The sequence below is a fragment of the Croceicoccus sp. YJ47 genome, assembly GCF_016745095.1.
Taxonomy (GTDB): domain Bacteria; phylum Pseudomonadota; class Alphaproteobacteria; order Sphingomonadales; family Sphingomonadaceae; genus Croceicoccus.
The window spans coordinates 1,589,841-1,614,197 of record NZ_CP067087.1 but is presented as its reverse complement, the minus strand read 5'-3'; the positions used below and the strand labels follow the sequence as shown (position 1 = coordinate 1,614,197).

Annotated in this window: 28 protein-coding genes; 16 read left to right on the top strand and 12 right to left on the bottom strand. The window is 62.7% G+C overall.

Annotated features, from left to right (window positions below):
• Positions 1 to 3: 3 nt before the first annotated feature.
• The 8 genes from JD971_RS07920 to JD971_RS07885 all read right to left on the bottom strand — a co-directional run bounded on the left by JD971_RS07920 (position 4) and on the right by JD971_RS07885 (position 8,886).
• The gene (locus JD971_RS07920; protein ID WP_001389365.1) at positions 4 to 768 is read right to left on the bottom strand and encodes an IS6-like element IS6100 family transposase; all 765 of its coding nucleotides are present in this window, start codon (positions 766 to 768) and stop codon (positions 4 to 6) included.
• 155 nt (positions 769 to 923) lie between these two features.
• Complete coding sequence (locus tag JD971_RS07915) at positions 924 to 1,250, bottom strand: hypothetical protein (protein ID WP_202087123.1); 327 nt, start codon at positions 1,248 to 1,250, stop codon at positions 924 to 926.
• Between the two features lie 43 nt (positions 1,251 to 1,293).
• On the bottom strand, positions 1,294 to 3,423 hold the full coding sequence (locus tag JD971_RS07910) for a 3-hydroxyacyl-CoA dehydrogenase NAD-binding domain-containing protein (protein WP_202087121.1): 2,130 nt from the start codon (positions 3,421 to 3,423) through the stop codon (positions 1,294 to 1,296).
• Between the two features lie 259 nt (positions 3,424 to 3,682).
• Entirely contained in the window at positions 3,683 to 5,062 is a 1,380-nt protein-coding gene (locus tag JD971_RS07905) for an aspartate aminotransferase family protein (protein ID WP_202087119.1), read from the bottom strand.
• Between the two features lie 179 nt (positions 5,063 to 5,241).
• The gene (gene gabD, locus JD971_RS07900) at positions 5,242 to 6,687 is read right to left on the bottom strand and encodes an NADP-dependent succinate-semialdehyde dehydrogenase (protein WP_202087467.1); all 1,446 of its coding nucleotides are present in this window, start codon (positions 6,685 to 6,687) and stop codon (positions 5,242 to 5,244) included.
• Between the two features lie 358 nt (positions 6,688 to 7,045).
• Positions 7,046 to 7,810, bottom strand: coding sequence for an IS6-like element IS6100 family transposase (locus tag JD971_RS07895; RefSeq protein WP_001389365.1), 765 nt, complete (start codon positions 7,808 to 7,810; stop codon positions 7,046 to 7,048).
• Between the two features lie 117 nt (positions 7,811 to 7,927).
• Positions 7,928 to 8,287 carry a hypothetical protein gene (locus JD971_RS07890; protein ID WP_202087117.1) on the bottom strand — a complete coding sequence of 120 codons (360 nt, stop codon included), beginning with the start codon at positions 8,285 to 8,287 and terminating at the stop codon, positions 7,928 to 7,930.
• On the bottom strand, positions 8,284 to 8,886 hold the full coding sequence (locus JD971_RS07885; protein ID WP_202087116.1) for a nuclear transport factor 2 family protein: 603 nt from the start codon (positions 8,884 to 8,886) through the stop codon (positions 8,284 to 8,286). The genes JD971_RS07890 and JD971_RS07885 overlap by 4 nt, the downstream gene beginning before the upstream one ends.
• Between JD971_RS07885 and JD971_RS07880 the strand changes: the two genes are divergently transcribed.
• The 3 genes from JD971_RS07880 (at position 8,885) to JD971_RS07870 (ending at position 11,979) form a co-directional block, all read left to right on the top strand.
• Positions 8,885 to 10,240: an IS1380-like element ISPme1 family transposase gene (locus tag JD971_RS07880; protein ID WP_012112698.1), complete on the top strand. Its 1,356-nt coding sequence runs from the start codon at positions 8,885 to 8,887 to the stop codon at positions 10,238 to 10,240. The genes JD971_RS07885 and JD971_RS07880 overlap by 2 nt on opposite strands.
• 311 nt (positions 10,241 to 10,551) lie before the next feature.
• Positions 10,552 to 11,595: an amidase gene (locus tag JD971_RS07875; protein ID WP_202087115.1), complete on the top strand. Its 1,044-nt coding sequence runs from the start codon at positions 10,552 to 10,554 to the stop codon at positions 11,593 to 11,595.
• A 27-nt stretch (positions 11,596 to 11,622) separates the two neighbouring features.
• Complete coding sequence (locus tag JD971_RS07870) at positions 11,623 to 11,979, top strand: amidase family protein (RefSeq protein ID WP_202087113.1); 357 nt, start codon at positions 11,623 to 11,625, stop codon at positions 11,977 to 11,979.
• A gap of 70 nt (positions 11,980 to 12,049) precedes the next feature.
• On the opposite strand, the gene JD971_RS07865 is transcribed toward JD971_RS07870, so the two are convergent.
• The gene (locus JD971_RS07865) at positions 12,050 to 13,492 is read right to left on the bottom strand and encodes a xanthine dehydrogenase family protein molybdopterin-binding subunit (RefSeq protein WP_371809747.1); all 1,443 of its coding nucleotides are present in this window, start codon (positions 13,490 to 13,492) and stop codon (positions 12,050 to 12,052) included.
• Here JD971_RS07865 and JD971_RS17125 point away from each other — a divergent pair.
• The 3 genes from JD971_RS17125 to JD971_RS07850 all read left to right on the top strand — a co-directional run bounded on the left by JD971_RS17125 (position 13,421) and on the right by JD971_RS07850 (position 14,942).
• Entirely contained in the window at positions 13,421 to 13,570 is a 150-nt protein-coding gene (locus JD971_RS17125) for an ArsR/SmtB family transcription factor (protein ID WP_371809746.1), read from the top strand. The genes JD971_RS07865 and JD971_RS17125 overlap by 72 nt on opposite strands.
• A gap of 83 nt (positions 13,571 to 13,653) precedes the next feature.
• Positions 13,654 to 14,109 carry an SRPBCC domain-containing protein gene (locus tag JD971_RS07855; RefSeq protein WP_202087101.1) on the top strand — a complete coding sequence of 152 codons (456 nt, stop codon included), beginning with the start codon at positions 13,654 to 13,656 and terminating at the stop codon, positions 14,107 to 14,109.
• Positions 14,110 to 14,375: 266 nt separating this feature from the next.
• On the top strand, positions 14,376 to 14,942 hold the full coding sequence (locus JD971_RS07850) for a recombinase family protein (RefSeq protein WP_202087099.1): 567 nt from the start codon (positions 14,376 to 14,378) through the stop codon (positions 14,940 to 14,942).
• Here the strand turns inward: JD971_RS07850 and JD971_RS16840 are convergent.
• From JD971_RS16840 to JD971_RS07835, 3 genes are all read right to left on the bottom strand, one after another.
• Positions 14,928 to 15,122 carry a recombinase family protein gene (locus JD971_RS16840; RefSeq protein WP_202087097.1) on the bottom strand — a complete coding sequence of 65 codons (195 nt, stop codon included), beginning with the start codon at positions 15,120 to 15,122 and terminating at the stop codon, positions 14,928 to 14,930. The genes JD971_RS07850 and JD971_RS16840 overlap by 15 nt on opposite strands.
• 129 nt (positions 15,123 to 15,251) lie before the next feature.
• Positions 15,252 to 15,431 (bottom strand): hypothetical protein, encoded by a 180-nt coding sequence (locus tag JD971_RS07840; RefSeq protein ID WP_202087095.1) that lies wholly within the window; start codon positions 15,429 to 15,431, stop codon positions 15,252 to 15,254.
• Positions 15,432 to 15,485: 54 nt separating this feature from the next.
• Positions 15,486 to 16,250 carry an IS6-like element IS6100 family transposase gene (locus JD971_RS07835; RefSeq protein ID WP_001389365.1) on the bottom strand — a complete coding sequence of 255 codons (765 nt, stop codon included), beginning with the start codon at positions 16,248 to 16,250 and terminating at the stop codon, positions 15,486 to 15,488.
• A gap of 44 nt (positions 16,251 to 16,294) precedes the next feature.
• On the opposite strand from JD971_RS07835, the gene JD971_RS07830 reads away from it, so the two are divergent.
• From JD971_RS07830 to JD971_RS07785, 10 genes are all read left to right on the top strand, one after another.
• On the top strand, positions 16,295 to 17,041 hold the full coding sequence (locus JD971_RS07830) for a flagellar M-ring protein FliF C-terminal domain-containing protein (protein WP_202087464.1): 747 nt from the start codon (positions 16,295 to 16,297) through the stop codon (positions 17,039 to 17,041).
• Positions 17,038 to 18,045 (top strand): flagellar motor switch protein FliG, encoded by a 1,008-nt coding sequence (gene fliG / locus JD971_RS07825; RefSeq protein ID WP_202087093.1) that lies wholly within the window; start codon positions 17,038 to 17,040, stop codon positions 18,043 to 18,045. The genes JD971_RS07830 and fliG overlap by 4 nt, the downstream gene beginning before the upstream one ends.
• Positions 18,038 to 18,643: a FliH/SctL family protein gene (locus JD971_RS07820; protein ID WP_202087091.1), complete on the top strand. Its 606-nt coding sequence runs from the start codon at positions 18,038 to 18,040 to the stop codon at positions 18,641 to 18,643. The genes fliG and JD971_RS07820 overlap by 8 nt, the downstream gene beginning before the upstream one ends.
• 4 nt (positions 18,644 to 18,647) lie before the next feature.
• A complete protein-coding gene (locus JD971_RS07815) occupies positions 18,648 to 19,997 on the top strand; it encodes a FliI/YscN family ATPase (RefSeq protein ID WP_202087090.1) in 1,350 nt (449 codons plus the stop codon).
• Positions 19,984 to 20,430, top strand: coding sequence for a hypothetical protein (locus JD971_RS07810; RefSeq protein ID WP_202087088.1), 447 nt, complete (start codon positions 19,984 to 19,986; stop codon positions 20,428 to 20,430). The genes JD971_RS07815 and JD971_RS07810 overlap by 14 nt, the downstream gene beginning before the upstream one ends.
• On the top strand, positions 20,423 to 22,042 hold the full coding sequence (locus tag JD971_RS07805) for a hypothetical protein (protein WP_202087086.1): 1,620 nt from the start codon (positions 20,423 to 20,425) through the stop codon (positions 22,040 to 22,042). Before JD971_RS07810 ends, JD971_RS07805 begins: the two co-directional genes overlap by 8 nt.
• An 89-nt stretch (positions 22,043 to 22,131) precedes the next feature.
• Positions 22,132 to 22,695, top strand: a complete 564-nt coding sequence (fliL, locus tag JD971_RS07800) for a flagellar basal body-associated protein FliL (protein WP_202087084.1) — start codon at positions 22,132 to 22,134, stop codon at positions 22,693 to 22,695.
• Entirely contained in the window at positions 22,692 to 23,591 is a 900-nt protein-coding gene (locus tag JD971_RS07795; protein WP_202087082.1) for a flagellar motor switch protein FliM, read from the top strand. The genes fliL and JD971_RS07795 overlap by 4 nt, the downstream gene beginning before the upstream one ends.
• Before the next feature lie 15 nt (positions 23,592 to 23,606).
• Complete coding sequence (fliN, locus tag JD971_RS07790) at positions 23,607 to 23,951, top strand: flagellar motor switch protein FliN (RefSeq protein WP_202087080.1); 345 nt, start codon at positions 23,607 to 23,609, stop codon at positions 23,949 to 23,951.
• The gene (locus JD971_RS07785; RefSeq protein ID WP_202087078.1) at positions 23,951 to 24,322 is read left to right on the top strand and encodes a flagellar biosynthetic protein FliO; all 372 of its coding nucleotides are present in this window, start codon (positions 23,951 to 23,953) and stop codon (positions 24,320 to 24,322) included. Before fliN ends, JD971_RS07785 begins: the two co-directional genes overlap by 1 nt.
• Positions 24,323 to 24,357 lie beyond the last annotated feature (35 nt).

The following is a 24,357-nucleotide window of genomic DNA, read 5'->3' as shown; positions in this document are numbered from 1 at the left end:
CGATCAGGCGGCTGCTGCGAAATGGTGGTTGAGCATGCCCATGGCCTCCGTCAGCGCCGAGGGCCCAATGCCAAAAGCTCTCTCCACAAGGCGCACCTCGCCCCTGATGCCGGGCTGCAGGCACCAGGGGCGAGCCTGTCCTTTGCGCAGGGCTCGCATGACTTCGAATCCCTTGATCGTGGCATAGGCCGTGGGGATCGATTTGAAACCGCGCACCGGCTTGATCAGTATCTTGAGCTTTCCGTGATCGGCCTCGATCACGTTATTGAGATACTTCACCTGCCGGTGGGCCGTCTCCCGGTCCAGCTTTCCTTCGCGCTTCAATTCGGTGATCGCTGCACCATAGCTCGGCGCTTTGTCGGTATTGAGCGTGGCAGGCTTTTCCCAGTGCTTCAGGCCTCGCAGGGCCTTGCCCAGGAACCGCTTCGCTGCCTTGGCGCTGCGGGTCGGCGACAGGTAGAAATCGATCGTGTCGCCCCGCTTGTCGACTGCCCGGTACAGGTAGGTCCACTTGCCCCGCACCTTGACGTAGGTTTCATCCAGGCGCCAGCTCGGATCAAAGCCACGCCGCCAGAACCAGCGCAGCCGCTTCTCCATCTCCGGGGCGTAGCACTGGACCCAGCGATAGATCGTCGTATGGTCGACCGAAATGCCGCGTTCCGCCAGCATTTCCTCAAGGTCGCGATAGCTGATCGGATAGCGACAATACCAGCGCACCGCCCACAGGATCACATCACCCTGGAAATGGCGCCACTTGAAATCCGTCATCGTTCCGTCCGTCCAATCTCCGCCAAGCATGCTCAAGCTTCACGATTTTTGCAACAGAGCCCCAATTTCTAAGATATTCTTTTTAAGTTATTGATATATAAATATAATATGATTTTGTGTGCGGGATGATTTTGCGGATCGGACAGGTGTTACTTTTATGTTCGTAATATGGAATTGCATTCCGCATGATAAAACTCTGGTGTGAGGAGATTAAGATACCTGAAGTCGCGGGGGTCAACGAGTTCCTTGGGCGGCGGTTGATTGGCAATCATCACCATAGCGCGTTGGGCGGCGAAGCCCCCGTTGTCGTTGATCTGCATCCCTCCTACACCAATTCCTGCCTGTAGTGAATAGGCCTGACCAGTGGTGACTACATCGGCAGCGGTGGTGCTACAGATCTCGAGCAGGCCGATACACAGAGCGCACGCCTGATCGGCGCCGAAGCGCATATTAGGTATCAGTGAACGTTTCTGATTGAACACCGCCCCCCCTGTCCAAGGGTAAGCGGAGCAACTTTCGTGAAGTTCAACCCTTGGGCTGGTTCAGGCTAGAGAAGTCCTTGCCTTCGGCCACCAGTTCTTCGAGCAGCGGTGCTGGTACCCAGAACAGCGGGTCTTCCTTGGCGAAAGTACGGATGTCATCAAGGATCTTCTGCAGTCCCACCATGTCGGCGTACTGCATCGGGCCACCGCGATGGCGCGGGAAACCGTAGCCAGAGAGGAAAGTCACGTCTACGTCCAGCGGCCGCAACGCAATGCCCTCAGCCACCACCTTGGCCCCCTCGTTGACCATGGCAGCCATGTAGCGACGCATGATCTCCTCGGCGGTAAACTGTCGCGGCGTGATACCCTTCTTCTGACGCTCGGCATCGACGATGGCGAGCACCTCGGGGTCGGGCTGGCCGACACGCGCACCCTGCGGGTAGAGGTACCAGCCGCGACCGGTCTTCTGGCCGAACCAGCCGTGCTCACAGATGCGGTCGGCAATTTCTACATAGCGTGCTTTAGGATCGCGCGTAGCAGCCCGGCGCTTGCGTGCGGCCCAGCCGATGTCGCCGCCGGCCAAGTCCGAGACCTGGAAGGGCCCCATCGGGTAGCCAAAATCGCGTACGGCCTCGTCGATCTCATAGGGGCTGGCGCCGTCCTCCAGGATGTAGTCGGCCGCCTGCCGGTACACGGCCAGGATGCGGTTGCCGATGAAGCCGTCACAAACGCCGGCACGCACGGGCACCTTCTTGAGCCGCTTGGCCAGCGCGAAGGCCGTGGCGACCACGTCGGCGCTGACCTTGGCAGGCACCACGATCTCCAGCAGCTTCATAATGTTGGCCGGGCTGAAAAAATGCAGGCCAATCACATCCTGCGGACGTTGGATGCTCGCGGCGATGGTATCGATGTCCAAGTACGAGGTATTAGTGGCCAGTACGGCGCCGGGCTTGCACACCCGGTCCAGCTCCTTGAACACGGCCTTCTTGACCTCGATGTCCTCGAACACCGCCTCGATAACCAGATCCACGTCAGACAAGGCACCGTAGTCAGTACTGCCAATGTATCGAATCATCACTGCATTCTTGTCCTCCGACGTCATGCGACCCTTGGCGATCAGGCCGTCATAGACCTTCTCAACATTGGAGCGGCCACGCTCGATGGCAAGCTGGTCGCGCTCGACCATCACGACCGGAAAGCCCGCATCGAGGGCTGATACGGCAATGCCCGCTCCCATAGTGCCACCGCCGACGATGCCGATGCGCTCCAGCTGACGTGGCTGCGAAGCCTTGGCCTCGGGTACCTTCGTCACTTCCCGCTCGGCAATGAAGGCATGGATCAGGCCAGCGCGCTGGGGGCTTTCGATGCAGGCGAGGAAGGCCTCGCGCTCCAGCTTCAGGGCCTCGTCGAAAGGCTTGTCCAGCGAGGCTTGCACGGCATCGACGATCTTCATCGGCGAGAATAGGTTGCGCGACTTTTTGGCTGTATCGGCCTTAGCGGCGTCGATGGCGGCCTGTGCAGCGGTACGGTCGGCCAATCCCTGGGCTTCGCTGGTGCGACACATGGCGGCGCCCTGCACCAGCAGTTCCTGCGCGTAGGCGAGACCTGCCGCCAAGGCATCCTCGCCATCCGCAAGACGATCCACAAGGCCGAGCGACAGGGCTTCCTTAGCCTTAACATGGCGGCCACTGAGCATCATGTCCAGCGCCGCCTGTGCACCGATCAGGCGCGGTGTGCGCACGGTCCCGCCGGCACCAGGCATTAGGCCCAGTTGTACTTCGGGCAACCCCAGCTTGGCATCATTCAGCGCGATGCGGTAATGAGCTGACAACGCGATTTCCAGACCACCGCCAAGTGCAGCTCCACGAATAGCAGCAACTACTGGCTTCCCGCAGGCCTCGATACGATTGCACACCTCTGGCAGCGAAGGCGGTTGTGGCGGCTGGCCGAATTCTCGGATATCAGCTCCAGCCACGAAGTTGGCGCCCTCGCCAACGATGACGATGGCCTTGACTGAATCATCGACATCGGCGGCCTCGACCGCCTCCTTCAGTCCGTGACGAATAGCGGAGGAGATGGCGTTGACCGGCGGGTTGTTGACAGTGATGCAGAGCATATCGCCGTGCCGGGTACTGAGAACGATGGCGGCGGGTGCCGAAGGTGTGTCGCTCATTACTTTACCTTAAGGGATAGGGCGACCTCGAAAGGCCAGGACTTTGTGGTGCGATACCGTTACTTGAAAGCGGCGCTATGAACGGACGCCACGTCTGTGCTCAATGCAAGATCTTGTCGAGGAGACCGGGCGCGTCGTGAGTGTAAGGCGCTAGTGTGGCGCCCCCGCTAGTCTTGAAGAGTTGTACCGGCATACCAGCTTGCACGGTGGTCTGAGCAATGCCGGTATGTGGGCACCTTTTCATCCGGTAACGAAGGCTTTATTTCACACCCTGGCTGAGCCAGTGGTCGGTATCTTCAAGTGCTCGACTAAAAGTATCGACTACCAGTTGGATTTCTGCCGCGGTAGAAATCAATGGCGGACAGAACGCGATCGAATCACCAATCGGCCGTGTAATCATGCCGTGCTCCTGCGCACGCCCAGCCAGGTAGCGCCCCATCTTGCCAACCGTTTCCAGCGGTGCCTTGGTCTTGCGATCGGTAACGAGTTCCACCGCAGCGATGAGACCACGGCCACGTACTTCTCCTACCAGCGGGTGATCTGCAAAGTGTGCCAACTTGGCGTGAAGCAATTCACCCATTTCGGCAGCGTGCTCGACCAAGCTTTCCTCTTGGATAATCTTGATGTTCTCCAGGGCGACAGCGCTCGCAACCGGATGGCCGCTGCCAGTGAACCCGTGACCAAGCACCCCGAAGGCACGGCTCTGATCCGCAATCCCTTCGAAGAGCTTGTCGTTGATCAAAATCGCAGCAATCGGTTGGTATGATGAGGACAGTTGTTTGGAGACAACCATGACATCCGGCTGGATTCCGAAGGTCTCGCAGCCGAACATCTTACCTGTTCGGCTGAAGCCACAGATGACCTCATCGGCTACCACTAGGATGTCGTACTTGCGGCAAACCGCCTGAATTTTGTCCCAATAGGTGCGAGGCGGGACAATCACGCCTCCCGCGCCCATCAGCGGCTCGCCATAGAACGCTGCGACGGTCTCCGGGCCCTCTCTGAGAATGACGCTTTCCAGCTCAGCCGCTAGGCGATCCGCAAACTGTTCTTCAGTCTCATCAGGCTTGGCATGGCGGTAGTGGTGCGGGCAGCCGACGTGAAGGAAGCCTGGTAGTGGCACATCAAAGCCACGCTGATTAACTGGCAAACCGGTCAGGCTGGCACTAACAGTAGTAATGCCGTGGTATGCATTCAGACGACTAATGAACTTCTTCTTGGCTGGCTTTCCGATCGCGTTGTTGCGATACCAGATCATCTTCACGACGGTATCGTTGGCCTCAGAGCCCGAATTCGTGAAGAATACTTTGCTCATCGGCACAGGTGCGAGCTCGATAAGCTTCTCCGCTAACTCGATGCTGGGGCTGTGCGCTTTGTGGGTAAAAATGTGATAGAAAGGCAACTTGCGTAATTGCTGCTCTGCAGCTTTGATCAAGCGCTCATTGCTGAAGCCCAGCGCCACACTCCAAAGACCTGACATCGCCTCGATATAACGTTTGCCCTGATCGTCAAAAACGTAGACCCCCTCGCCACGATCAATGATCAGCGGGCCCACTTCTTGGTGCAGCCGGGCATCAGTGTATGGGTGGAGTTGATGCTGAACGTCCTTTTCAGCAAGAGATAGATTCGACTGGTTCATAGCTAACTGCTCCGTTGGTAGGGCTTGGGTGAGCTCGGCAAAGTACAGGTGGATAACCTCCTGGCTTTGGTGGAGTTGCTCATCAGTTGTTAACGATGAGCCTCGCTCTGGTGATTAAGGAGGGTAGGGCGCTATGGACCTGCTCGCTTCACCACCTAGGACAAAGGCTCAACGTCTAGTCAAATACCGCCAAGGCAGAGGTACTTGATTTCGAGGTAGTCTTCGATGCCGTACTTGGAACCTTCACGCCCAATTCCAGACGCCTTGATACCGCCGAAAGGGGCCGTCTCTGCAGAAATGATTCCGGTATTGACCCCTACGATGCCGTACTCCAAAGCCTCGCCAACGCGAAATACGCGGCCCAGATCGCGTGCGTAGAAGTACGCTGCCAGGCCGTACTCTGTGTCGTTGGCTTGTGTAATCACATCGTTCTCGTCAGTGAAGCGGAACAGCGGCGCCAGAGGCCCGAAGGTTTCCTCTTTGGCAACTTTCGCATTCTTGGGGACGTTCACCAGGATTGTTGGTTCGAAGAAATTGCCGTTCAGTCGATTGCCGCCAGCAGCTACTTGAGCCCCCAAAGCAACCGCGTCCTTGATGTGTTCCTCCACCTTGGCCACAGCTTTTTCATCGATAAGCGGGCCAGTCGTTATGCCATCGCTGAGACCATTACCGACCTTCAGCTTCGCTACTGCAGCCTTGAGCTTGTCGGTAAACGCGTCATAGACGCTGTCGTGGATATATAGACGGTTCGCGCAAACGCATGTCTGACCTGCGTTGCGGTACTTCGAGACCAACGCTCCTTCCACGGCCGCATCCAGATCCGCATCTTCAAAGACGATGAAGGGGGCGTTTCCACCAAGTTCCAGAGACACCCTTTTAATGTCATTTGCGCACTCAGCCATCAGTTGGCGGCCGATCTCGGTGGAACCAGTGAATGACAGCTTGCGCACGATCGGGTTACTGGTCAGCTCGCGGCCAACCTCACCAGCGCTGCCGGTCACAACGCTCAACACTCCGCGAGGAATGCCGGCCAGCTCAGCCAAAGCCGCCATAGCCAGTGCCGAGAAAGGTGTTTGGGAAGCCGGCTTAATCACCATGGTGCATCCGGCTGCCAATGCCGGACCTGCCTTGCGGGTGATCATTGCTGTGGGGAAGTTCCATGGTGTGATGGCCGCGGTGACCCCTATTGGCTGTTTGAGTGTTAGTAGGCGTTTGTCAGGCTGGTGGCTTGGGATTATGTCGCCGTAAACGCGCTTACCTTCCTCGGCGAACCATTCGATGTACGAAGCGGCATAGGCGATCTCGCCACGAGACTCAACGAGGGGTTTGCCCTGTTCCAGTGTCATCAGGTGAGCAAGCTCCTCCTGGTTCGCCATCATCAACTCAAACCAGCGTTGCAGTTTCGCTGCACGCTCTTTGGCTGTTAGGGCGCGCCAAGCCGGTAGCGCGCGGTCAGTAGCTTCGATTGCCCGGCGCGTTTCACTGGCGCCCATCTTCGGAACAGTACCTATGATCTCGCCGGTGGCTGGGTTGTTGACCTGGATGGTCTGGCCGTTGTCTGCGTCTACCCAGGCGCCATCAATGTAGGCCTGCTGGCGAAATAAGATTGAGTTGTTCAAAGGCATGTTTCTCTCTCTTTGCTGATTGATCTGGTGACTTTTCGCTCTGGTGCTTTTCGGACACTTGCGGCAACCCGCCATCGTCATTGCTGGACTGCTTGAGGCTGCTGCAGGGCGCCTTCAAGTCACCGCCACGTCCCGCGGAGATGTCATGTTGTTGCCATGCTTGTTCCGATGTACGAAACTGTATTTCGTATTTGGCAATAGTATAGTGAAGGAGGTGCGGGTATGTAAACCACCCGTAGGCGTGAAACTTAACGTATTGCCTAAAAAACTGGCCTATTAAGTGTGGTGAGAGCTTGCTCGGAGGGGCTCTGTTGCAAAGATTGGCGGCAGTCAGAGGTAGGCTGTCGCTCTGCGCCGATCAGGCGGCTGCTGCGAAATGGTGGTTGAGCATGCCCATGGCCTCCGTCAGCGCCGAGGGCCCAATGCCAAAAGCTCTCTCCACAAGGCGCACCTCGCCCCTGATGCCGGGCTGCAGGCACCAGGGGCGAGCCTGTCCTTTGCGCAGGGCTCGCATGACTTCGAATCCCTTGATCGTGGCATAGGCCGTGGGGATCGATTTGAAACCGCGCACCGGCTTGATCAGTATCTTGAGCTTTCCGTGATCGGCCTCGATCACGTTATTGAGATACTTCACCTGCCGGTGGGCCGTCTCCCGGTCCAGCTTTCCTTCGCGCTTCAATTCGGTGATCGCTGCACCATAGCTCGGCGCTTTGTCGGTATTGAGCGTGGCAGGCTTTTCCCAGTGCTTCAGGCCTCGCAGGGCCTTGCCCAGGAACCGCTTCGCTGCCTTGGCGCTGCGGGTCGGCGACAGGTAGAAATCGATCGTGTCGCCCCGCTTGTCGACTGCCCGGTACAGGTAGGTCCACTTGCCCCGCACCTTGACGTAGGTTTCATCCAGGCGCCAGCTCGGATCAAAGCCACGCCGCCAGAACCAGCGCAGCCGCTTCTCCATCTCCGGGGCGTAGCACTGGACCCAGCGATAGATCGTCGTATGGTCGACCGAAATGCCGCGTTCCGCCAGCATTTCCTCAAGGTCGCGATAGCTGATCGGATAGCGACAATACCAGCGCACCGCCCACAGGATCACATCACCCTGGAAATGGCGCCACTTGAAATCCGTCATCGTTCCGTCCGTCCAATCTCCGCCAAGCATGCTCAAGCTTCACGATTTTTGCAACAGAGCCCAAAATTCCAACTTTTGTTGGGAGTTTTGTAACAGCATGCACGGTAAATCTGCCTGTCAGCACGAGCCATGCAACAATATCATATGGTCCCGAGCTTCCATCGCAAGGGCAGGCCACGTTGCCTGATCTTCAGTGACAAGCCACTCCTTCATTCTGCGGTTTCCCATCTGAAGCGGGGTGCCTGTCCCTTTCACGGCAAGGTCGCAAACCCGTTGTGCCGGGAGCTTGACCGCCAGCGCCCCTTGCCATTCCATCGCAAAAACCTTGCCGCCGATTTTAAAGCCGTTCGAGCCGAAGCGGGCTGAACGATAGGCAGGTGTCGTCACGCGTGGGTCGCTCACGAATACATTCTGCAAAAATAGCTGGACAGGGTTTGTCTTCGCTGAGACTGCATTTGGCGGAGTATCATGGCTCATGAGGCTCCCCTGTCAAAGCCGCTTGCCCGTAAAGCGGCAGTGTCGTGTATTTGTTGCAGTCTTGTAATCAGCCCGCTCTGAACCACGAAATGCTCGGCCACTCGGATCGCGCCCAGACCTGTGACATCCATGTCGTAGATTTGCACGACATCATCCCCCTCGGCGAGATCGATAAGCAGGTTAACCCCGATGACCAGCGTTCCGAATCCGCGTAGCGCTGCCGCGAAATCAGCCTTGTGCGGATAGGAGTTGATGGGCGTTTCGATGCGGATTTTCTCCGCGAGCAAGTCGGCGGCAGCGTCAAACCGTCCTGCCGTCCAGTGATCGAAATAAGCTAGCGCAGTGGCTTTGGGTGACGTTTCGGTTGATGGCATGGCCTGATCCTTGTGGGTTAACACAAGTATGGACTTGTATAACGGCGGACATTGTTTCACAAGCTCTGACTTGTGAAATTGCGTTTTTCGTGGCAAGGAAATCAGTATGGACGCCACTCTCGTCATAAACCCACATTCTCCAAGTAAGTCGCTGATTTCGCTGTCGTAATCGTGATATTTCGCATATAAATCATGGCGTTGACGGCTGCGAGGGGCGCGTTTCATGGATCACCTGGAGGGTGCGGGCTTGGCGCGGGGAGATCGGGTTGATTTCGACCGCCGTGTGCGTCTGGAGTTCCGTGGTGCGCAGATCAGTTCAGACGGTGGCCTGCTGGTGATGCGCGAGCTTGATGACGTGCTCGGCCTGTCCAATCTGGCGTCGGAGGCGCTGCGAGACAGCCGCACCGGGAAGAACACGCTCCATCGGCTTGACGGATTGTTCCGGCAATCGGTGTTCGGACGACTGGCCGGATACGAGGATGTGAACGATGCCGACCGCTTGGCCCTCGATCCCGTGATGCGTCAGGTCGTTGGCGGCAGGGCCGTCGAGGCGCAAGCTGCTTCGGCATCGCAGATGGGACGGTTCGAGACCGAGACGCTGGCTCTGGCCGCGAACCGGGCGGCGCTGGCCGATCTGAACGGCCAATGGATCGACCGGTTTCATGACCGCAACGGGTTGAAATACATCGTGCTGGACATGGACAGCTCGGTCAGCCCCACCCACGGCGATCAGGAAGGTGCTGCCTGGAACGGGCATTTCGACTGCACCTGCTATCACCCCATCTTCTTGTTCAACCAGTTTGGCATGCTGGAGCGCTGCGCCCTGCGTAACGGCAATGTCCACAGCGCCGATGGCTGGCGGGATGTCCTTGATCCCGTCATTGCCCGATATGCTGGCCGCGACCTTGGTGGACGCTTCTTCCGGGCCGACGCTGCCTACGCGATCCCCGCGATCTATATGCGGCTGGAAGAAGCCAGGTTCTTCTACGCCATCCGTCTGCCCGCCAACGCCGTCTTGCGCGAGAAGATCGCGCATCGGCTGACACGGCCCGTGGGACGGCCTTCGCTGACCAAGGTCAAACGGTTCTTCGAGGACTTCGAGTATCAGGCGGCGTCCTGGGACAAGCCGCGCCGCGTCATCGCCAAGATCGAATGGCATCCGGGCGAGCTGTTCCCCAAAGTCGGCTTCATCGTCACCAACCTGCCGATGGAGCCAGACTGGGTGGTGAGGTTCTACAACCAGCGCGGCACCGCAGAGCAGCACATCAAGGAAGGCAAATATGCCTTTCGCTGGACGCGGCTGTCATGCCGGAAGTTCCGGCACAACGAGGTGCGGCTGCAACTGCACGCGCTGGCCTACAACCTGGCAACCTTCCTGCGCTGCATCGAACTGCCCGAGGCCATGGCGGACTGGTCGTTGACCAGCCTGCAACTCAAGCTGATCAAGATCGGCGCCCGCGTCGTCCGCCACGCCCGCGCCATTACCTTCCAGTTGGCCGAGGTCGCCGTCACCGGCCCGATGGTGCGGGCCGTCCTTGCCGCCATCCGCCGTCTTCGAACGCCTCCGTCATGCGCATGACCACGATCCATGCCCAAGCTGAACGAAAGCGGCAGGACAGGTCCGTCTGCCGCGCGGAAAAGCGGCTCTGCCGGGCCAGAATGCTGCGGGTTCGAGGCTTGATCCACCCGACTTCGGCCGTTTGCGCGACGACAGACACCGCTCGGGGCGAAAAACGCTTGCCCAGCGAGCAAAATCAGGCGAGAATGTCGGATCCAGAAGCTCTACACAAAGATCTGGACCGATGTGCTGAAGTAAGCGCGCCGAACGCCCCATGATCGGACGGTCGCGGCTGCGCGGCCGTCTTTTCGTCGTTTTCAAAAGGATGTTTCATGACTCTGTCCGATTATTGCCGCCACGATGCAACCGGCCTTGCCGATCTGGTCCGGCGCAAGGAAATTTCGCCCCGCGAACTGACCGCCCTTGCCCGCGCCGCCCATGAGAAGGTCGATCCGGCGATCAATGCCGTCGTCGAATTCTATGCCGACGCGGAAGACGTGACCGGGCCGAAGGAGGGCGCCTTTGCCGGCGTGCCTTTCCTGCGCAAGGATGTCGGGGCGAAGGAGGCGGGGCTGCAGGAATATGGCAGCCGGCTGATGCAGGGCAATGTCGCGACCGAGGACAGCTATTACACCACCCGCGCCAAGGCCGCCGGCCTGCATTATGTCGGGCGCAGCGCCGTGCCGGAATTCGCCTTTGCCGGTTTTACCGAAACCCTGCTCGAAGGCATCACCTGCAATCCCTGGCATCCCGAACGCTCGGCCGGCGGCTCGTCCGGCGGCGCGGCGGCGGCGGTTGCCGCCGGCGTCGTGCCGATGGCGCATGCGTCGGACGGTGGCGGCTCGATCCGCATTCCAGCCGGCTGGTGCGGCCTGGTCGGGCTCAATCCGTCGCGCGGCCGCGTTTCCGGCGGGCCGGATCATCAGGATTCACTGTTTGGCCTCGCACGCGAATTCGTCGTCTGCCGCACGGTGCGCGACATGGCGGCGGCGCTCGATGTGTTCTCCGGGCCGGAGCCGGGCGATCCCTTCATTATTGCCCAGCCCGAGCGGCCCTATCGCGACGAATTGCAGCGCCCGACCGGCAAATTGCGCATCGGCATCGCCCGCACGGCCTGGGGCCGGGTGCCGATTGCGCCGGATGTGCTCGCCGTTCTCGACGAGACGGCAAAATTGCTGGCCGACATGGGTCACGAGATCGAGGAGATCGCCTCGCCGGTCAATCCGGAGGATATCATGGTCGGGGTCATGGGCGGCTTCAATCTCGGCCTTGCCGAAATGCCGGCGCTGGCAAAGATGCTCGGTAGGCCGCTCGATGCCACGACGATGGAGCCGGTGCTCTTGAAACTGACCGAGCAGACCCTGGCCATGTCGTAGGCCGAGATCGTCAATATTTTCGAGGTGATGCGCCGCATCCGCCATGCGGTGGCGATTGCCACGGCGCGATACGACATCCTGCTGACCCCGACGACGCCGGTGACGGCGCCGCCGCACGGCCTCTTCTCGACGACGCGCGAAGACCTGACGGCCGCCGATTTTTCCGAAAGCGATACAACGCTGTTCACCTTCCTCGGCACCTTCAACGCTACCGGCCAGCCCTCCGTCAGCCTGCCGCTCGGCATGAGCGCGGAGGGCATGCCGGTCGGCATCCAGGTCGTCGGCCGCTTCGCCGACGAGGCGACTTTGGTGCGCCTCGCCCGCGACCTCGAGGAAGCCCGCCCCTGGTTCGACCGCCTGCCGCCGATCCACGCCAGCCGGTGAAGATATCGGGGAGGGCATTGTCTTTGACCCCTTCTCCCCACACGGGGAGAAGGGTTTTGCGGACATCGCGTTATCCCAGCGCCGGCAGGAGTTCCTCGATACGAACGGGGAAACGCCGCACCCGCACGCCGGTCGCATGCCAGATGGCATTGGCGATGGCGCCAACGGTGCCGGTGATGCCGATTTCGCCGACGCCCTTGACGCCGATCGGATTGACGAAGGCATCCTCTTCCGGCACCAGGATCGCCTCCAGCGACGGGACGTCGGCATTGACGGGCACATGGTATTCGGCGAGATCCGCATTCATGATCCGACCGGTGCGACGGTCGGTCACCGCCTCCTCATGCAGCGCGAAGGAGGCACCCCAGATCATGCCGCCGTAATACTGGCTGCGCACCGTCAGCGGATTGATGATCCGCCCGGCGGCGAAGGCGCCGACGAGGCGCGTCGCGCGTATCTGCCCGAGATCGGGATCGATGGTCACCTCGGCAAACACCGCACCATGCGAATACATGGCATATGCGGCGGCGGCGGCCGGATCGCGCGCCGTCTTCGCCGTGCCGACCACCTCGCGCATTCCGGCGCGGGCGAGGATTGCGGCATAGGTTTCGCTGCGCCCTTCGTCGTCGCGACGATGCAGGCGGCCGTTTCGGGCGGCGATGCCGATATTGCCGGCGCCGTAAAGCGGCGATTCCGGATCGTTGACCGCCAATGCCGTCAGCGTGGCGATGGCGTCATGCCCCGCCTCGTGCAGCGCCTGGCCGGCGCTGGCGGTATGGCCGGAGCCGCCGGCAATGCCGCCATCCGGCAGGGTGGAAATGCCGGACCGGAATTCGACCTGGGCCGGATCGAGGCCGAGCGCTTCCGCCCCGATCTGGGCCAGCGCCGTCCAGGCACCCTGGCCCATATCGGCGCCGGCGGTCTCGATCAGGGCGCTGCCGTCGGCGCGCAAAGTCGCTCGTGCCGAGGCCGGGAAATGCGGGCAGGGAAACACCGCCGTGCCCATGCCCCAGCCGACGAGGAACCCGTTCTTGTCGCGCATCTGGCGCGGCTGCAGCGGGCGCTTCGACCAGCCGAAGCGTTTCGCGCCCTCGGCATAGCAATCCCGCAGCGCCTTCGAGGAGAAGGGTCGGCCGCTGCCGGGCTCCGTCTCGGCGTAGTTCGCCATCCGGAAGGCGAGCGGATCCATGCCGCAGGCTTCGTACGCTTCGTCCATGGCGACTTCGAGCGCCGCCGAGCCGCTGGCTTCGCCGGGCGCGCGCATCGGCCCCGGCGTGCCGGTGTCGAGGCGCAGGCCCTCATGCTCGACGAGGATCGCCGGGCTGGCATAGAGCGGCAGCGCCGCATTGGCGGCGGGTTCGAGGAACTCATCGAAGCTGGAGGTGGCGGATATGGCATAAACGCTCTTGCTGAGCCGCGCCGTCGCGAAATCTTGCGCATGGTGCGCAATGCCGCTTGCTCCGCAAACGAGCTTCGGGATGCCCTCGACATTACGCAACAGGCCGTGTCTCAACATCTTCACATTCTTGAATCGGCTGGCCTGGTCAGGGCGGATCGTCCCGGCCGTGGTACGATATACGCTGGCGGCTGATGGTATCGATGCTCTCGACAGGTTCCTGAGCGAGCTTTGGCCAGACGGGTTGCAAAGGCTGAAATCCGTCTTGGAGGCCAAGCGTGACAGTTGAACCCTTTCGCCACTCTATTCTTGTCCATGCAAGGCAGGACGAGGTTTTCCGATACTTCATCGAACCCGAAGCGATCGTCGCGTGGATGGGAGATGAGGCATCGGTCGATCCGCAGCCAGGCGGCATTTTCCTGCTAAGGTTTGACGACAAGATTGTCGAAGGCCGATATGTTGAAGTCACTCCTCCCAGCCGGCTCGTCATCGGATGGGGCCGGCAAGGATCGGCATGCTTTCCTCCGCATGCAAGCAGGCTGGAAGTCATTCTCGCAACAGAAGATACCGGCACGCGCGTAACCATTGTTCATCACAGCTTACCTGTTGAGGAACAGGTGCGCCATGCCTTGGGCTGGAAACATTACCTCTCCCGTCTCAAGAAGGTTGCAGCAGGACATGATGTAGAAATCCACAGCGTGCCTTCCGAGTTGACGCAGGGCGTAGACGAATAGGCAGTTCGGTCGCGTGTCGCGGAAATCCTGACTTTTCATTGGAAATATTGCGAGCTGAAATCGCACTCAAATTCGTGTCGCAAATTTCGGTCGTGAAGGTCCGCCTGAAGCGGATGACTTTTGCGACAGCGTTTTGCCTAGCGTCACTTTTGGGTGCGCCCTAAAGTGATATTCAAATGTGACGCGCATGGAGTGTAACAAAAGGGTGCATTTTCGATAAAAGTGACGTTACACTATAGGAACCACCCTAATGTTACAGAATCGATATGGCCCGCATCGGATACGCTCGCGTCAGCACCACAGATCAGGACCTCGATATTCAGAACGAGCGTCTGAAGGCCGCAGGTTGCGAAATCATCCGCTCGGAAACCGGATCAGGGGCGTCCCGAAAGGGGCGCTCCGAGCTGGAGACCATCATGCAGTTTCTGCATGCGGGCGACGAGCTGGTGGTTCTGCGACTTGATCGGCTCGGCCGTTCCACACGCGACGTTCTCAATCTCGTTCATGAGCTTGACGAAAAGGGCGCGTCACTTCGCATTCTTGAGCCCGAAGTTACGACGACCGGAAGTATGGGCCGAATGGTCATCACCATCCTCGGCATGGTCGCGGACATGGAACTCAAGTTCATCAAAGACAGGCAACGAGCCGGCATCGACGCGGCAAAAGCTGACGGCATCTATACGGGTAGGAAAAAGAATGTCGATGACGCGGAAATCCGCAGGCAAATCGCGGCTGGCGCAACGAAAGCCGCCGTTGCGCGTGAGCTGAACATTTCCAGGATGACTGTCTACCGCGCCTTGAAAGGTCAAGGTTCGGAGTCAGCTTCTACGTGACTGCACGTTCGCTATCCGTTCCTTGAGTTGGCCAAAATCGCAGCTTCGGGCCGACTGGGCCTGAAAGATGCGGGAGCAACCGGCGCGCTCTAGCGCGTCGATCTGCAAGCTCATGTCCTGCTCCGGCGTGGACACGCGGGCGTAGCCGATCCGCGCGCCCGATCCGCCGGGCAAGGTCATTTCATGGGTGCGGCCTTCGTCCGCTGGATCACGCAAAGCGCACCTCCTACTTGGCCGGGCCGCGTTGCGAGGCCGGGAAACCCTGCTTGGTCATTTCCTCGTCCATCACCCGGCAAACCTTGGGCTGAGTCATTTTGGTGTTGCCTCCATAAGTTGGCTACGCCGCGCGATCACCCGCACCTGTTCGGCCTCGGGGTAGATCGTTGTTGCGGTCCAGTGGTTGAGATCAACATGCACCTTGCCGTCGCGGGCAAAGCGCACCTCGCAAACGCGGTCCACGAAAGCCGCATGGCCGGGAACGCTCGTCACGGCTCTGTTGCAAAGATTGGCGGCAGTCAGAGGTAGGCTGTCGCTCTGCGCCGATCAGGCGGCTGCTGCGAAATGGTGGTTGAGCATGCCCATGGCCTCCGTCAGCGCCGAGGGCCCAATGCCAAAAGCTCTCTCCACAAGGCGCACCTCGCCCCTGATGCCGGGCTGCAGGCACCAGGGGCGAGCCTGTCCTTTGCGCAGGGCTCGCATGACTTCGAATCCCTTGATCGTGGCATAGGCCGTGGGGATCGATTTGAAACCGCGCACCGGCTTGATCAGTATCTTGAGCTTTCCGTGATCGGCCTCGATCACGTTATTGAGATACTTCACCTGCCGGTGGGCCGTCTCCCGGTCCAGCTTTCCTTCGCGCTTCAATTCGGTGATCGCTGCACCATAGCTCGGCGCTTTGTCGGTATTGAGCGTGGCAGGCTTTTCCCAGTGCTTCAGGCCTCGCAGGGCCTTGCCCAGGAACCGCTTCGCTGCCTTGGCGCTGCGGGTCGGCGACAGGTAGAAATCGATCGTGTCGCCCCGCTTGTCGACTGCCCGGTACAGGTAGGTCCACTTGCCCCGCACCTTGACGTAGGTTTCATCCAGGCGCCAGCTCGGATCAAAGCCACGCCGCCAGAACCAGCGCAGCCGCTTCTCCATCTCCGGGGCGTAGCACTGGACCCAGCGATAGATCGTCGTATGGTCGACCGAAATGCCGCGTTCCGCCAGCATTTCCTCAAGGTCGCGATAGCTGATCGGATAGCGACAATACCAGCGCACCGCCCACAGGATCACATCACCCTGGAAATGGCGCCACTTGAAATCCGTCATCGTTCCGTCCGTCCAATCTCCGCCAAGCATGCTCAAGCTTCACGATTTTTGCAACAGAGCCCTCCAACACACCGCCCCCGCCCACGGGGATCGAGGATGGCGCCCCCGAAGGCACCGCCCCCGGCGCGCCCACCCAGACCACCGGCGAAAGCAGCGCCCGCCGCACCTATGAGCTGGGCCGTGAGGTCGCCGTCTCGAGCAATGGCCCGGGCGGGGTGAAGCGCCTGTCCGTCGCCGTCGCCATCAGCCAGGAGGCGCTCGCCGCCATTGCGCCCGCCACCGGCGCGAATATCGAACGGCTGGTCGCCTCCGCCGTCGGTGCGCAGACGGATCGCGGCGACGAGGTCACCGTCGTCACCGGCGGGTTCGAAGCCGCCGCGATGGAGGAGGCGCCGTTCTGGGAGACCGCGTGGTTTGCCACCGTGCTGCGCAATGTCGTCGCGCTGATCGCGGTGATCTTGGCGCTGGTGTTCGGCGTGCGGCCCATCGTGAAGGCGTTGAAGGAGCGGAACCCGGTCGCCGATCCGCAACCGAACGGCGACACGGCCGAGGAACGCGACCCCGACGCCATCATCGACATCGAAAGCGAAATGCCCGCAGGGTTGAAGGGCAAGCAGGGCGAAAGGCTGCGCGAGCATGTCGCGCTCGCCCGTCAGCTTGCCACCGAACAGCCCGACCGCGCCGTCACCGCGCTGCGCCGCATGTTGGCGGTGCCGTCCGAAACCATTGCCGATGACGACGACGATACATCCGCGCGCGGCAAGGCCGAGCCCGAAAAGGAAGCCGCATGACCGCCGTGCAACCCGCATCCCTGAGCGAGGCCGACCGGGCGGCAATGATCGTGATGCTGCTCGACGACGACAGCGCCGCGAACCTCCTGGCACAGCTCGAACCCGAAGAGCTGGAACGGCTGGGCAGCCACATGGTGAAGCTCGGCGAGATCGAGAGCGATGGCCTGGAAAGCGCCATCGAATCCTTCGTCACCCACGCCGATGCGCAAGGGTTCAGCGTCGGCGACCGGCAAAGCCATCTGTCGCGCGTCATGACCCGCGCCGTCGGCGAGGTGAAGGCGCACGGCATGATGAGCCGCATCGTCCCCACAGCGCCGAGCCGCACGATCGAGATCGCCCGCTGGCTCACGCCGGAGGTGCTCGTGCCCCTGCTCGAAGACGAACATCCGCAGGCGATTGCCGTGCTGCTGCTCATGCTCGATCCCGAACCGGCGGCGCATCTGCTCGCCGCCCTGCCCAAACGGCATCAGTCCGGCGTGGTCGAACGCGTCGCCCGCATCGGCCCTGTATCCTCGCACGCCGTCGCCATGCTCGATGAATTGCTGAACCGGCGGCTTGCCGAACGGTTCGGCAATCGCACGCTCGCGATTGGCGGCGTGCGCGAGGCGGCCGAATTGATGAACCGGGCCGCCGGGGTGGAGAAACACGTGATGCCCGCGATTGCGGAGCGCGACCGCAAGCTCGCCTCCGAGATCGAGGCGGAAATGTTCCGCTTCGACCAGCTCACCGCGCTCGAGCCGATGGCGATGGGTCGCCTGCTGCGCGAGATCGAGAACGAAGTGCTCATCGACGCGCTCAAGGGGCTGGACGAAGACGCGCGCGAACCGTTCTATGCCGCGATGTCGGCGCGCGCCGCCGACGGCGTGAAGGACGAGATCAAGACCCGCGGCCGCCTGCGCCGCGCCGATGTCGAGAAGGCGCAGGAATCCATTGTCGAGATCGCCCGACGCCTGTCGGAGAGCGGCGAGATCATGTTCGGCGCGGATGGTGGCGATTATGTTTAAGGAAAACGCCCTCAACGTTTCCGACGCCGCCTGGATCGATCATACGCGGGCCACCGGCATGTTCGCGCCCGACAGCCGTTTTACCGACACGCCTCCCGAACCGCAGAACGAAAACGACGATACGGAGCAGGAACACGCCGGCCCCGATCCGATCGAACGCGCCTATGGCGACGGGCTGCAGAAAGGCCGGGACGAGGCCGAGGCCGAATTCGCCGAGCGTGAGGCCATCCGCACGCGCCTTGCCGGCGCGCTCACTCGGCTCGACGCCGACGAGCGTGGCCGCTTTGCCGAACGGCTGCGTGAAACGGTGACCCTGCTGTGCGAGGCCGTGCTGGGCGAGGCGGCGGGCGATCCCGGCTTGCTGAAGACACGATGCGACCGCGCGATTGCCGCGCTCGCGGACGGTGAACCGCCCGTGCTGCGCATGCATCCCGCCGATATCGAGATGCTGGACGAGGAATATCGCCTCAGCCGCAGCATTATCGTGGACCCGGCGATGAAGCGCGGCGACCTGCGCGCGGAACAGGGCGGCGGCGGCGTGGTATGCGGGCCGTCCGACTGGATGGTGGCGGTCCGTGCCGCCGTCTACGGAACCTGATCCGATGCGCGCGGCGACGCTCGATGGCGATGTGCTGTGCTGGGATGAGGTGCTGGGCGACATCGCGCCGCGCCCCGTGCCGCCCAAGCGATTCGGTACGGTCGTATCGTGCGACGGGCCGCTGGTCGAAATGGCCGGATTGCCGGTGCCGGTCGGGACGATGTGCCGGATCGCGACGCCGGGCGGCGGCGAAACCTTTGCCGAAACGGTCGGATTTCGCGACGGCCGCGGCCTGCTGATGCTGCTCGGCGATTCGCTGTGCCTGGAACCGGGCGCGCTCGTCCGGGCGGAGGGACAGCCGGGCTCGGTCCCTGTGGGCGAGGCGTTTCTTGGCCGTGCGGTCGACGGGACCGGCGCGCCGATCGACGGCGGACCGCCGGTGCGATCGCTCGAAAGCTGGCCGCTGGCGGGACGGCGGGAAAGCGCGCTCGCGCGGAGCAGCGTCGCCGAAACCTTCGATTGCGGGGTTCGCGCGATCAATGCGCTGACCACGCTGGGCATTGGACAGCGCATGGGCATCGTCGCCGGGTCCGGCGTCGGCAAATCCGTGCTCATCGACATGATCGCGCGCCATGCGGACACCGACATCGCGGTCGTCGCCTTGATTGGCGAGCGCGCGCGCGAAGTGTCCGATTTCGTCAGCCGGCACATGACGGGCGCCGCCGCCGCGCGCACCGTCGTCGTCGCCGTGCCCGCCGACCATGCCGCGAACCTGCGACTGCGCGGTGCGGAAATGGCCATGTCCATCGCCGAATATTTTCGCGAAACGGGGCGGCGCGTCACGCTCATCATGGACAGCCTGACCCGCGTCGCCCATGCGGGCCGGGAAATCGGCCTGCTGCTCGGCGAACCGGGCGCGGCGCGGGGCTATCCGCCGTCCGCCTTGTCGCGCATCACGCGTATCGTGGAACGCGCAGGCAATTCGCGCATGTCGGGCGGGGCGATCACCGGGCTGTTCACCGTGCTGGCCGATGGCGACAATCACGACGACCCCGTGGTCGATACCGCCCGCGCGATCCTCGACGGGCATATCGTACTTTCGCGCGATCTGGCGCAGCGGGGGCAATATCCCGCCATCGACGTGCCCGCCTCGCTCAGCCGGGTGATGCACGACATCGTCCCCCATGAACAGGTCGTCGCCGCGCGGCAGGTCCGCTCCTGGATCGCGGATTACGAGGCGAACCGCGAACTCGTTCTCATGGGCGCCTATCGCGAAGGGGCCGATGTGGCGGTCGATCGCGCCATGGCGATGAACCCGGCGATCCGCGCCTTCGTTTCGCAGGCCGCCGAAGAACACTGCACGATGGGCGACAGCCTTTCGGCCATGCTCGCGCTGGTCGATGAAGCAGGCTGAGGCGCGGGCAGGACGGCTGCGCCTGCTGGCCCGGTTGCGCGGGGCGCAGCGGCTCACCGCGCTGCGCGACGCGGCGGAGGCGGAGGCCGGCTTTGCCCGTCATCACGGCCTGTCCCGGCGCACCGAATCGCTGTGCGCGGAATATTCGGCGCGCCGCGATTGCAGCGACGGCGACGAATTGCGACGGATGCGCGGCTTCGCGAGCGAGATTGCCGCGCTTTCCGTCCGCGCCGCCACCGATGCGCAACGCGCCGCCGCGCAGGCGGAGCAGAAAGGCGCCGCCCTCGCCCAGGCGACCCGCCGCCGCGACATGGCCGACGACAGCGCAAAAGCCGCCATGCGCGACGTGCTTCGACAGCGGCAGGAAAACGGGACCGATCTGGCACGATCCTTGAAAGGTGCGGAGAAGAAGCGCCGCAAGCGGGATGGTTGAACGCATGATGATGAACACGATAGCGAGTGCCCTGGCTTTGAATGCAGGCACGGCACGGTCCGGGGCGATCGCGCCGCCCCTTCCGGGTGAGAATGCGCCGGTTGCGGATGGAATCGGTGCCGATTTCGCCGCCATGATGCGCACGGCGGCCGCCGATCCCGCAATCGCGACCGGCGATATGCCGACCATGCCCGGCGATGGCGCGATGCCCGATGGTGCGGGTGCTGCAATTCTCGACGCGCCGATCGCCCATTCGCCGCCGGGCAATGTCGCATTTGTCGCGCCGCTCATTCCGGGTGAGGAGCCGCGCATGGCCGCGCTGGACGCGGCGGCAACGGACCGCATGAGCCCGGTCGCGCACCCGCAAACCGGCAAGATCCTGCCGCCCGGCAAACCCGGCTTGCCGGACACGGCCGCAGCGGACCTCATCGGCCTGACCGACGTCATGGAGGAGGGCACGCGCCGCGCGGTCATCGCGAACCCGAAGACGGGACCTAAGGCCGTGGAGAACTCCGGCGCATCGGTGCAGCCCACCCCCCTGCCCCCATCGCTCATGCGCGGAAACCCGGGCACAACCAAAGCAGAAATGTTCGCCACCTTGCCGACCAACACCGCCGCGAGCCCGACCATCGCGCCCCCGGTCTTCAACGTATCGGGCAAGGGTGCGGACAAGACCATTGGCACCGGCGCGACGGCGATTACGCCCGCGCTTCCGCCCGCCGTTTCCGTCCTTCTGAGCGGGGCGCAGATCGGCCGGGTGGGCGAAACGCAGCCCGCACCGGTCGTGCCCATCCCGACCGCCCTTGCGACCATCGCGCCGCCCCCGTCGACGGAGCTGCAAGCGCAAACGCTGACCCGGTCGCCGTCGCAGGCACCGGATCTTCTCGCTCCGCAGACCCCGGAAGCGGATATGAAAGCGGTTGCCCGACCGGACCCGGCGGCGCCCGGGGTCGAGGGGAAGGGACGCAGCGAAATTCCGTTCGTCCCGACCGGCGCCCCGTCGGGCACAGCGACGCTGCCTGCGACTATGCCGCCATCCGGCGCGTCGCATTCGCCCGCGCCGATGCTCGCGGCAAGTGGCGACCCCGCACGAATCGCCGCACATGACTTCGGCGCAGTCGTCGACAGGCTCGCCACCGCGCGCGAAACGGCACAGCCGGCCGCGGCGCGCATCGCGGTCACCCACGCCGAATTCGGCCAGGTCGGTGTGCGTTTCGACGGCGCGCATGCGGGCTCTGCCGGCAATGCGACGACGGCGGCGATGCTGAACGTGACGCTGACCAACGCGGACCCGGATTTTGCGCCGGCGGTCATGGCCGCATTGTCCGAACGCGCGGGGGAACGCATGGGCGAGCGTGTCGCGGACCGGGGCACCGAACGATTCGCCGAGCAGGGGCAGTCGGGCACGCGCCACGACGGATCGCCGCACGATCAGCCGGCCCGCCACGGCGACGCGCGCAACCTTGATCGGGGGCAAGGCCGGCCGGGCGACCGGACCGACCGGGACAGCGTGTTCGACCGCGAATTTGCAAACCTTGCGGGCAGCGGCGAACGGAGCCGAAGCCCCGTCCCGACCCCGCGATCGGTGCGTTCGCGCGGGCTCTATATCTGAGCGAACCCCCAACTGGCGTTAACCAAATTTATAGTCGCCGCGCCGCATAATCGCGGACGTTCACAGTCGCACAGGGGAATCGACACGACATGGCCGAGGACAAGGACACCAAGACGAAGAAGGGCGGCGGCAAGCTGAAACTGATCCTCGCCGCCGTCGTGCTGATCGGTGCGGGCGCGGGTGGTGCCTTTGCCGCGGCACAGATGGGCTATCTCGCTCCGGCGGGCCATGCCGCGCCGCAGGGGCCGCAACTCGTCCGCAAGGGCGAGGCCGATCCCTACATGCCCGAAGGCGAAAGCGAAGGAGACGCGGTCGAGGGCGAAGGCGGGAGCGAGTTCCGTACCAATTACTACAGCTTCGAACAGCCCTTCACCACCAATCTGCGCCAATCGCCCGCGCTGGTGCAGGTAAGCCTTGCGGCCAGCACGCGGCGCGACGGGCGCGTGCTGCTATGGCTGGCCAAGCACGAGCTGGCGGTGCGGTCCGCGCTGCTGGCCGAACTCGCCGATACGCCCGAAGACGACGCCTATTCGCAGGAAGGCAAGGCGCGTCTGCAGAAGCGGATGACCGATGCGATCAACGAGGTTCTGGTCCGCACCGAGGGATTCGGCGGCGTCGATGCCGTCTATTTCCGCGAATATATCGTCCAATGAAGGGCAATTTCACCTTCGTCGCCGAGCGTGCGGTGGCGAACCATTGTCCCAGGCTCATTGCCAAAGGTCCGGGCCGCGACGAATTTTCAACGCATCTGACCCGCGCGGCGCGCGATATTGCACGCGGCCTGCGCGGCCCGCTCGCCGGTCTGCTGGGTGATGAGATCCCGCGCGTCGAATGCGGCTATGTCGAATATCTCACGGGCCGCGAGCTGATCGAGCGCGTCGGCCCGCTCGCCGCCAATTGTCTGTTCCAACAGGCCGAAGGCGGACCGCGCATCATGACCAGCGTGGGGGCGCGGGCGGCGCTGTCGCTGACCGACCGGACGTTTGGCGGCAATGGCGATGTGGACGACGAATTGCCGGACCAGTTTCCGATGTCCTCCGAACTCACGCTGAAACGGCTCGAAAAGGCGATCGGCGCGGCCATGCGCGGCATTCTGCCGATGGCGGACGGGCCAGACGCGATCTGTCACCGCGCCGAGGATCTCGCCGCGATGTCGCCATTTGCCGAAGGCGACCCGTCGCAGATGAGCTGCGGGGTCATCACGCTCCGGGTGGAGGAGCAGGGCCGCGACAGCTGGTCGATCCTGCTGGCCATCATGGAGGAGGATCTGAGCACGCTGTTCGCCGGGCATCCGCGGCTGCCCGCGCCGCGCCGCCGGGCGCGCAGTGCGACCGACGCGCCGTTTGCCGATCTTCCCCTCCCGATCGCGGCGCATCTTGCCGAGCTGACCGTGCCGCTCGCGCGTCTCTCCGCGCTGAAACCCGGAGACGTTCTCCCGCTGAGCGCGAGACGCGAAGTACCGATTTCCATCCGGGGCGTGACCATCGCCCTCGGCGCGGTGGGATCACAGGATGGTCGCGTCGCCATCCGTATCACCCGCAAACTTTGATAAAGGACGAAACCCATGATCAACAATTCCAGGCGCGGGATGGATTTGCTGCGCAATGTCGGCGTGTGCCTGTCGGTGGAGCTTGGCCGCACCGACATGCGGCTGAAGGATGTGCTCGAACTGGGTGAGGACAGCATCGTCCCGCTCGACCGGCTGACGGATGAACTGCTCGAAATCCATGTCAACGGGCGTTGTATCGCGCGGGGCGAAGTCGTGACCGAAGGCAATCGCTTTGCCGTCCGCATCGTCGAACTGGCCGAGGGCGAGGACGATGCTCACGATGCGATGGCCGACATGCTCAATGCCGGAAAGACCGATCGCCGGGCCGGCACTCCGGCGGGTGAGACGGATTTCGGCTGATGGGGCTTTACCTCCTCAAGCTATTGATTCTCCTTCCCCTTCTGGGCGGGTTGATCTGGGGCAGTCTCTGGCTGACGAAGCGGATGCAGCAGCGGCTCAACGCGCAGAACGCCGCGGCGGGGCGCCCCGAACGCGCCGCGCGGCTCGTGGAAACCACGATGGTTTCGCCCGGCATACGGCTGGCGGTGGTGGAATTTCGCGGCCGGGAAATCCTCATCGGCAGCACGCGCCACGGGCTCACCCGGCTGGCCGAGGTGGACGCCGCCCCGCGTGCCGATTTCGCCCGCGCGGTCGAGGAAGCACGCGTCGTGGACGCCGAAGCCGAAGATGAACGCACAGACGGTCATGCCACCAAGGACGACCGCCGGTGACCGCGTTTAAGCCCTGGCTTGCGATTTTTTGTGCA

What these genes read in the sequence shown, in the direction of transcription:
- JD971_RS07850 (WP_202087099.1), top strand. Translation starts at nt 14,376, where the DNA reads ATGGCCCGCATCGGATACGCTCGCGTCAGCACCACAGATCAGGACCTC.
- JD971_RS07875 (WP_202087115.1), top strand. Translation starts at nt 10,552, where the DNA reads ATGACTCTGTCCGATTATTGCCGCCACGATGCAACCGGCCTTGCCGAT.
- JD971_RS07895 (WP_001389365.1), bottom strand. Translation starts at nt 7,810, where the DNA reads ATGACGGATTTCAAGTGGCGCCATTTCCAGGGTGATGTGATCCTGTGG.
- gabD (WP_202087467.1), bottom strand. Translation starts at nt 6,687, where the DNA reads ATGCCTTTGAACAACTCAATCTTATTTCGCCAGCAGGCCTACATTGAT.
- fliN (WP_202087080.1), top strand. Translation starts at nt 23,607, where the DNA reads ATGATCAACAATTCCAGGCGCGGGATGGATTTGCTGCGCAATGTCGGC.
- JD971_RS16840 (WP_202087097.1), bottom strand. Translation starts at nt 15,122, where the DNA reads ATGACCTTGCCCGGCGGATCGGGCGCGCGGATCGGCTACGCCCGCGTG.
- JD971_RS07885 (WP_202087116.1), bottom strand. Translation starts at nt 8,886, where the DNA reads ATGAAACGCGCCCCTCGCAGCCGTCAACGCCATGATTTATATGCGAAA.
- JD971_RS07910 (WP_202087121.1), bottom strand. Translation starts at nt 3,423, where the DNA reads ATGAGCGACACACCTTCGGCACCCGCCGCCATCGTTCTCAGTACCCGG.
- JD971_RS07870 (WP_202087113.1), top strand. Translation starts at nt 11,623, where the DNA reads ATGCGCCGCATCCGCCATGCGGTGGCGATTGCCACGGCGCGATACGAC.
- JD971_RS07920 (WP_001389365.1), bottom strand. Translation starts at nt 768, where the DNA reads ATGACGGATTTCAAGTGGCGCCATTTCCAGGGTGATGTGATCCTGTGG.
- JD971_RS07815 (WP_202087090.1), top strand. Translation starts at nt 18,648, where the DNA reads ATGCGCGCGGCGACGCTCGATGGCGATGTGCTGTGCTGGGATGAGGTG.
- JD971_RS07905 (WP_202087119.1), bottom strand. Translation starts at nt 5,062, where the DNA reads ATGAACCAGTCGAATCTATCTCTTGCTGAAAAGGACGTTCAGCATCAA.
- JD971_RS07795 (WP_202087082.1), top strand. Translation starts at nt 22,692, where the DNA reads ATGAAGGGCAATTTCACCTTCGTCGCCGAGCGTGCGGTGGCGAACCAT.
- JD971_RS07810 (WP_202087088.1), top strand. Translation starts at nt 19,984, where the DNA reads ATGAAGCAGGCTGAGGCGCGGGCAGGACGGCTGCGCCTGCTGGCCCGG.
- JD971_RS07880 (WP_012112698.1), top strand. Translation starts at nt 8,885, where the DNA reads ATGGATCACCTGGAGGGTGCGGGCTTGGCGCGGGGAGATCGGGTTGAT.
- JD971_RS07805 (WP_202087086.1), top strand. Translation starts at nt 20,423, where the DNA reads ATGGTTGAACGCATGATGATGAACACGATAGCGAGTGCCCTGGCTTTG.
- fliL (WP_202087084.1), top strand. Translation starts at nt 22,132, where the DNA reads ATGGCCGAGGACAAGGACACCAAGACGAAGAAGGGCGGCGGCAAGCTG.
- JD971_RS07820 (WP_202087091.1), top strand. Translation starts at nt 18,038, where the DNA reads ATGTTTAAGGAAAACGCCCTCAACGTTTCCGACGCCGCCTGGATCGAT.
- fliG (WP_202087093.1), top strand. Translation starts at nt 17,038, where the DNA reads ATGACCGCCGTGCAACCCGCATCCCTGAGCGAGGCCGACCGGGCGGCA.
- JD971_RS07785 (WP_202087078.1), top strand. Translation starts at nt 23,951, where the DNA reads ATGGGGCTTTACCTCCTCAAGCTATTGATTCTCCTTCCCCTTCTGGGC.
- JD971_RS07890 (WP_202087117.1), bottom strand. Translation starts at nt 8,287, where the DNA reads ATGAGCCATGATACTCCGCCAAATGCAGTCTCAGCGAAGACAAACCCT.
- JD971_RS07835 (WP_001389365.1), bottom strand. Translation starts at nt 16,250, where the DNA reads ATGACGGATTTCAAGTGGCGCCATTTCCAGGGTGATGTGATCCTGTGG.